Annotated in this window: 6 protein-coding genes; 3 read left to right on the plus strand and 3 right to left on the minus strand. The window is 63.5% G+C overall.

Translation table 11 applies throughout. The annotated features are described in order from the left end of the window. Positions 1–84: 84 nt before the first annotated feature. Together AC3WN7_RS09205 and AC3WN7_RS09210 are read right to left on the minus strand one after the other, a co-directional pair. Positions 85–3,183: a multidrug efflux RND transporter permease subunit gene (locus tag AC3WN7_RS09205; RefSeq protein WP_102675158.1), complete on the minus strand. Its 3,099-nt coding sequence runs from the start codon at positions 3,181–3,183 to the stop codon at positions 85–87. 15 nt (positions 3,184–3,198) lie between these two features. After that, positions 3,199–4,356 (minus strand): efflux RND transporter periplasmic adaptor subunit, encoded by a 1,158-nt coding sequence (locus AC3WN7_RS09210; RefSeq protein ID WP_015094955.1) that lies wholly within the window; start codon positions 4,354–4,356, stop codon positions 3,199–3,201. Between the two features lie 294 nt (positions 4,357–4,650). On the opposite strand from AC3WN7_RS09210, the gene AC3WN7_RS09215 reads away from it, so the two are divergent. The 3 genes from AC3WN7_RS09215 (at position 4,651) to AC3WN7_RS09225 (ending at position 7,041) form a co-directional block, all read left to right on the plus strand. Continuing rightward, on the plus strand, positions 4,651–5,352 hold the full coding sequence (locus tag AC3WN7_RS09215) for a response regulator (protein WP_095966652.1): 702 nt from the start codon (positions 4,651–4,653) through the stop codon (positions 5,350–5,352). A 4-nt stretch (positions 5,353–5,356) separates the two neighbouring features. Further along, positions 5,357–6,655: an ATP-binding protein gene (locus tag AC3WN7_RS09220; protein WP_102675157.1), complete on the plus strand. Its 1,299-nt coding sequence runs from the start codon at positions 5,357–5,359 to the stop codon at positions 6,653–6,655. Positions 6,656–6,765: 110 nt separating this feature from the next. Next, a complete protein-coding gene (locus AC3WN7_RS09225) occupies positions 6,766–7,041 on the plus strand; it encodes a hypothetical protein (RefSeq protein ID WP_095966654.1) in 276 nt (91 codons plus the stop codon). 46 nt (positions 7,042–7,087) lie between these two features. Here AC3WN7_RS09225 and AC3WN7_RS09230 read toward each other — a convergent pair. Continuing rightward, positions 7,088–7,622: transcriptional regulator (locus AC3WN7_RS09230; protein WP_102675156.1), on the minus strand; the 535-nt coding region annotated here is incomplete at its 5' end.

Here is a 7,622-nt window from a genome sequence, read left to right on the forward strand (position 1 = left end):
GAAGAGGCCATCACCTTCAACATCCCTGTTGACTGACACGCCGCCTTCGCGAGCAAGCCCGCTCCCACAGGGACCAGTGTTTTTTCAGGTGCTTTTATGGCGTTTGCGCACCAGCTTCATCACCACCACAAAAAACACCGGCACGAACACCACGGCCAGCGTCGCCGTGATCATCCCGCCGATCACCCCGGTGCCGATGGCCTGCTGGCTCGCCGAGCTGGCACCTGTGGCAATCGCCAGGGGCACGACGCCCAGGATGAACGCCAGCGAAGTCATGACGATCGGCCGCAACCGCAGGCGTGCCGCTTGCAGGGTGGCGTCGACCAGGTCGTGGCCTTCGTCGTACAGGCTCTTGGCGAACTCGATGATCAGGATCGCGTTCTTCGCCGACAGGCCGATGATGGTGATCAGCCCGACCTTGAAGAACACGTCGTTGGGCATGCTGCGCAAGGTCACGGCCAGCACCGCGCCGAGCACGCCCAGCGGCACCACCAGCAGCACCGAGGTCGGGATCGACCAGCTCTCGTACAACGCCGCCAGGCACAGGAACACGATCAACAGCGACAGCCCGAGCAGGATCGGCGCCTGGCTGCCGGACAAGCGTTCCTGCAACGACAACCCGGTCCATTCCTGGCCCAGGCCCGCCGGGCCTTGCGCCACCAACCGCTCGATCTCGGCCATGGCCTCGCCAGTGCTGTGGCCCGGCCTCGGTTCACCGGAAATGCTGATCGCCGGATAGCCGTTGTAGCGGGTCAACTGCGCCGGGCCCTGGGTCCATTTGGCCTGCACGAAGGCTGACAAGGGCACCATTTTTCCGTGGGTGTTGCGCACGTGGATCTTCAGCAGGTCTTGCACCTGGCTGCGCTGGTCGCCCTCGGCCTGGACCACGACGCGCTGCATCCGCCCCTGGTTGGGGAAGTCGTTGATGTAGGCCGAGCCCACGGCCGTGGACAGCACGTTGCCGACGTCGGCAAAGGACACCCCCAGCGCGTTGGCCTGCTTGCGGTCGACCACCAGTTGCACCTGCGGCGCCTCGGCCAGGGCGCTTTCGCGCACGTTCATCAGGATCGGGCTTTTTTCGGCGGCCGCGAGCAAGTCGGTGCGCGCTTGCATCAGCTTCTCATGGCCCAGACCACCGCGGTCCTGCAGGCGGAACTCGAAGCCGCTGGACGTACCCAGGCCATCCACGGGTGGTGGCAGCACAGCAAAGGTCACCGCGTCCTTGATCTGGCTGAGGGCGACGTTGGCCCGGTCGGCAATCGAGCTGGCCGAATCGTCGCTGCCGCGCTCGGACCAGTCTTTGAGCGTGCTGAACGCCAGCGCCGCATTCTGCCCGCTGCCGGAGAAGCTGAAACCGAGAATCACCACGCTGTCGCGAATGCCCGGCTCACCGGCGTTGTGCGCTTCCACCTGCTCGGCCACCTGCACCGTGCGGTTCTTGCTCGCGCCCGGTGGCAACTGGATGTCGGTGATGGTGTAACCCTGGTCTTCCACCGGCAGGAACGAGGAAGGCAGGCGACTGAAGGCCAGGCCCAGACCAATCAGCAGCACACCGTAGATCAGCAGGTAGCGCCCGGTGCGTTTCAACGCGTAGGCGACCCAGCCTTGGTAGCGCGCGGTCAGTTGCTCGAAGCGGCGGTTGAACCAGCCGAAGAATCCGCTCTTTTCGTGGTGCTCGCCTTTGGCAATCGGCTTGAGCAGCGTCGCGCACAGGGCCGGGGTCAAGGTCAGGGCGAGGAAGGCCGAGAACAGGATCGAGGTGGCCATCGACAACGAGAACTGCTGGTAAATCACCCCGACCGAGCCTTGCATGAACGCCATCGGAATGAACACCGCGACCAGCACCAGGGTGATGCCGATGATGGCCCCGGTGATCTGCTGCATGGCCTTGCGCGTGGCTTCCTTGGGCGACAGGCCCTCGGTGGCCATGATGCGCTCGACGTTCTCCACCACCACGATGGCGTCGTCCACCAGAATGCCGATGGCCAGCACCATGCCGAACATGGTCAGCACGTTGATCGAAAAACCCAGCGCCAGCATCGTCGCAAAGGTGCCCATCAACGCCACCGGTACCACCAGCGTCGGAATCAGCGTGTAGCGGATGTTCTGCAGGAACAGGAACATCACCGCGAACACCAGCAGCATGGCTTCAAAGAGGGTGTAGACCACCTTGGTGATCGAGACCTTGACGAAGGGGGAGGTGTCGTACGGGATCGAGTACTCGACGTTCGCCGGGAAGTAGCGCTTGAGTTCATCCATCTTCGCCCGCACCAGGGTCGCGGTGTTCAGGGCGTTGGCGCCAGGCGACAACTGCACGGCGACGGCGGTGGACGGCTTGCCGTTCAGGCGCGTGGAAAACTGGTATTCCTGGCTGCCGATCTCGACACGCGCGACATCGCTGATGCGCACGGTCGAACCGTCCGGGTTGGCCTTGAGGACGATGTCGGCAAACTCTTCGGGGGTCGACAACTGACCCTTGACCAGAATGGTCGCGGTGATTTCCTGGGTGGTGCGGGTCGGCAGATCGCCGATGCTGCCGGCCGATACCTGGGCGTTTTGCGCGACGATGGCGGCGTTGACGTCCGCTGGCGTCAGGTTGAAGGCGAGCAGTTTCTGCGGGTCAATCCAGATCCGCATCGCCCGCTCGGCGCCATACAGCTGCGCCTTGCCGACGCCGTCCAGGCGCTTGATCTCGTTCATCACGTTGCGCGCCAGGTAATCGCTGAGCGCCACGTCGTCGAGCTTGCCGTCGCTGGACGTCAGGGTAATCAACAGCAGGAAACCGGAGGAGACTTTCTCCACCTGCAAACCTTGCTGGATGACCGCTTGCGGCAGGCGCGACTCCACGGCCTTGAGGCGGTTCTGCACATCCACCTGCGCCAGCTCCGGGTTGGTGCCCGGCTGGAAAGTGGCCTTGATGGTCGCGCTGCCGAGGCTGCTCTGGGATTCGAAATACAACAGATGATCGGCGCCGTTGAGTTCTTCCTCGATCAGGCTGACCACGCTTTCGTCCACGGTTTGCGCCGAAGCGCCGGGGTACACGGCATAGATTTCGATCTGCGGCGGCGCGACGTCGGGGTATTGCGCCACCGGCAACTGCGGAATGGCCAGGGCACCGGCCAGCAGAATGAACAACGCGACCACCCAGGCAAACACCGGGCGGTCGATAAAGAACTGCGGCATAAAAAAACGTCCTGCTTACTGACCAGTCACCTGGGCAAGTGGAAGAGGGGTGTCGTCGATCTGCACTTTCTCGCCGGGGCGGGCGTGCTGCAGGCCCTCGATGACGATGCGGTCGCCGGCTTTCAGGCCGCCGGTGACGATCCAGCGATCGTTCTGCACGGCGCCCAGTTCGACCGGTTGCTGGCCGACGCGCTGTTCGGCGTCGAGCAGCAGCACCTGGGCGATGCCCGCGCTGTCGCGCTGGATGGCCCGTTGCGGCACGCTGATGCCCTGGCGGTTGACCGCTTGTTCCAGGCGCACGCGCACGAAACTGCCGGGCAGCAGGTCGAGGTCGGGGTTGGGGAACTCACTGCGCAGGATGATCTGGCCGGTGCCCGGGTCGACGGTGATGTCGCTGAACAGCATTTTGCCCGGCAGCGGGTAGAGGCTGCCGTCATCCTGAATCAGCGTGGCCTTGGCCTGGTCCTGGCCGACCTGCTGCAACTGGCCGGAACGGAAGGCGCGGCGCAGTTCGTTGAGCTCACGGGTGGACTGGGTCAGGTCGGCATGAATCGGATTGAGTTGCTGGATCAGCGCCAGCGGCGTGGTTTCGTTCTGCCCGACCAGCGCGCCTTCGGTGACCAGCGCACGCCCGATGCGCCCGGAAATCGGCGCGGTGACGGTGGCGTAGCCGAGGTTGAGTTTCGCCCGCTCCACCGCAGCCTTGCTGGCCGCGACGTCGGCGGCGGTCTGCCGTGCGTTGGCCCGGGCGTTGTCGTAGTCCTGGCCGCTGATGGCCTTGTCGTCGATCAACTGGGCATAGCGTTGTTCCTGCAACCGGGCCTGGAACGCGTTGGCCTCGGCCTTGCGCAGCGCTGCTTCGGCGCTGTCCAGATCGGCCTTGAACGGTGCCGGGTCGATGCGGAACAGGACATCGCCCTGTTTCACGTCACTGCCTTCACGGAAGGTGCGCTGCAGGACCACGCCGGCCACGCGGGCACGCACTTCGGCCATGCGTGGTGCGGCAATCCGTCCGCTCAGTTCGCTGCTGATGGTCAGTGGTTGTGCTTCGATGGTCTCGATGCGAACCGTGGCCAGCGGCGCCTGTTCCTCGGCGTTCGAGGCCTTGTCGCACGCGCCCAGTGTCAACGCCAGAGCAATCAGACTGAGCCTGGCAAGCAGATTCTTCGACATGTAATACCCCAATAAAGACTCCCAGCATCCTACTGGGCGCAGGCGAGGGTAGCGGTGAAGCTTTGTTGGTGCTGTGTGAAATTGTGTAAGGGTTTTACTCAGAGACGAGTGAGGGCGTATATCCTTCAGTCCTTGAATTTTATTGCGTCTGTCAGGCCGCCTTCGCGAGCAGGCTCGCTCCCACAGTGGTCGGTGGTGTTCATAGCCTTTGTGTTCACCTCAAATCCCTGTGGGAGCGGGCTTGCCCGCGAAGAGGCCGGTACAGGCGCCACTGCTTTTTTCTGGAAACACCCCATGCCCAACATCCTCCTGGTCGAAGACGACACCGCCCTCGCCGAACTGATTGCCAGCTACCTGGAGCGCAACGGTTATTCCGTCAGCGTGATCGGTCGCGGTGACCCTGTGCGCGAACGTGCGCGGCTCAATCCGCCGGACCTGGTGATCCTCGACCTGATGCTGCCCGGCCTCGACGGCCTGCAGGTCTGTCGCCTGCTGCGCGCCGATTCGGCGACCTTGCCGATCCTGATGCTCACCGCCCGCGACGACAGCCACGATCAGGTTCTGGGCCTGGAAATGGGGGCCGACGATTACGTGACCAAACCCTGCGAGCCACGGGTGCTGCTGGCGCGGGTGCGGACCCTGTTGCGCCGCAGCAGCCTCAGCGAGCCGCAGACCGCCAACGACCGCATTCTGATGGGCAACCTGTGCATCGACCTGTCCGAACGCACCGTGACCTGGCGCGAGCAATTGGTGGATTTGTCCAGCGGCGAGTACAACCTGCTGGTGGTGCTGGCCCGGCATGCCGGGGAGGTGCTGAGCCGCGACCAGATCCTGCAACGCCTGCGCGGCATCGAATTCAACGGCACCGACCGTTCGGTGGACGTGGCGATTTCCAAGTTGCGGCGCAAGTTCGACGACCACGCCGGCGAGGCGCGCAAGATCAAGACCGTGTGGGGCAAGGGCTACCTGTTCAGCCGTTCCGAGTGGGAATGCTGAGCCGATGTTCAGAATCCTCTTTCGCTTGTACCTGGTGACCATCGTCTCGTTCAGCGCGGCGATTTATCTGGTGCCGGATCTGGTGATCAAGGTCTTTCATGAGCGCTTCATTACCTACAACCTCGATTACTCCCGAGGCTTGCAAACGCTGATCGTCAAACAGTTTCACGCGGCCCCGGTCGAACAGTGGCCGGCCCTGGCCGCCGAAATGGACAAGGACTTCAATCCGCTGCACATCGTGCTCAGCGGTAACGATGACAGCAGCCTGACGTCTGATGAGCATCAGCGATTGCAGCGCGGCGAGAACGTTGTGCGGATCGGCGACTGGGGCTGGCGCACTTTGGCAGTGGCACCACTGAACGAGCGCACCGTGGTGCAAATGGTCGTGCCGCCGGACCCGATGGACGTCAGCCTGTTGTACTGGAGCATCAACGTGCTGATCGGCGCGACCATGCTCGCGTGCCTGTTGCTGTGGTTGCGCCCGCACTGGCGCGACCTGGAACGTCTGAAAAGCGCGGCGGAACGCTTCGGCAAGGGCCACTTGAGCGAGCGCACGCAGATTGCCCCGAGTTCCAACATCGGCAGTCTGGCCAACGTCTTCGACACCATGGCCGGCGACATCGAGAACCTGTTGAACCAGCAGCGTGATCTGCTCAACGCAGTCTCCCATGAACTGCGCACACCGCTGACACGGCTGGATTTTGGCCTGGCGCTGGCCCTGTCCGACGACTTGCCGGCCACCAGCCGCGAACGCCTGCAAGGGCTGGTCGATCACATCCGTGAGCTCGATGAGCTTGTGCTTGAGTTGCTGTCCTACAGCCGTCTGCAAAACCCGGCGCGGGTTCCGGAGCAAGTCGAGGTGTCGCTTGACGAATTCATCGACAGCATTCTGGGCAGCATCGACGACGAACAATCCCCGGACATCGTCATCGACGTATTGCTCCACGGCCAGCTCGAACGCTTCAGCCTCGACCCGCGCCTGACCGCCCGCGCCTTGCAAAACCTGCTGCGCAACGCCATGCGCTACTGCGAAAAACGTATCCAGATCGGTGTGCAGGTCTGTGCCGGCGGCTGTGAAATCTGGGTCGATGATGACGGGATCGGCATTCCGGATGACGAGCGCGAGCGGATCTTCGAACCCTTCTACCGCCTCGACCGCAGCCGCGATCGCGCCACGGGTGGTTTCGGACTGGGGCTGGCGATCAGCCGCCGCGCCCTGGAAGCCCAGAGCGGCACGCTCACGGTGCAAGCCTCTCCGCTGGGCGGGGCGCGGTTCCGTTTATGGTTGCCATTGCCGGTCTGATTTCGACAAACGGCCGCATCATCTGTCAGGTTTGACAGTAGCAAGGTGCCACGCTTACGGGTTTCATTAGCCTTTGAAGTCAATACAGGGCGGCGAGGCTGGAGGGACGAATGGGCGCGCCAATAATAAAAACCAGCGGGCAGGGCACGATCAGTGCGATCAGGGACGTCAAGGTCGAAAGCCTGTCGACAAAATTTGCGATGGTCATGCCTGATGGCGGCTGTTGCACCTTGGCGATCCGGATTGGACCGAACATGACCGCAGAGGGTAACGCCTGTTTTCTTGTCGGCGATGCGGTGAGATTCACGATGACGAGCGGGGTGGATGGTGTGCCGCCAAGGGTACAAGACCTTGAGAAGTCGGGCGTCGGCCGCAGAACAACATGATGGCTTGCGGGGGCTTTTTACGCCCCCGCAAACCTGTGTCTGCGTATCAAGCGCTCAACCGGCCCCGCAACAGTTTGGCCATCTCCTCCAGATCCGTCATTGGCTGATGCCCGATCAGCATCCAGGCGTGCTCCATGTCCGCCCAATACACGATGTTCAGCTCGCGTCGCTGTTCCCGGGCGAAATGGCGGCTGCCGCTGTTGGAGCGGGTCACGCACAACGCCATGGGGCCGTGCGCCGGATCGAGGTAGGTGATCTGGGCGATGGGGGCGCCGTCGTACTCGAGGATTTGCGCCCGTTTGAACTCGGCACGGGGCAGGCTCAGTTTTGCCGGCGCGAGGTTCAGGCCCAGGCGCGCGTCGATGGTCCGCAGTTGGGCCCGCTGGGTGGCTTCATCAGCGGGCAGGTGGTCCAGGGTTTCCGGCACGTAGAGCGCCATGTAATCGGCCACCAGACCGCGCCAGCTGTGAGTCTGCTGACTCGCTTGCCAGCCGAGGAACAAACGGTCAGCCAGCACGCCACCGGCCAGCAACCCGGCCGCGGCGGCCAGGAACCAGCGTCGGCTGAGCCCGGGGCGGGCG

This window comes from Pseudomonas sp. FW305-70 (assembly GCF_058783925.1).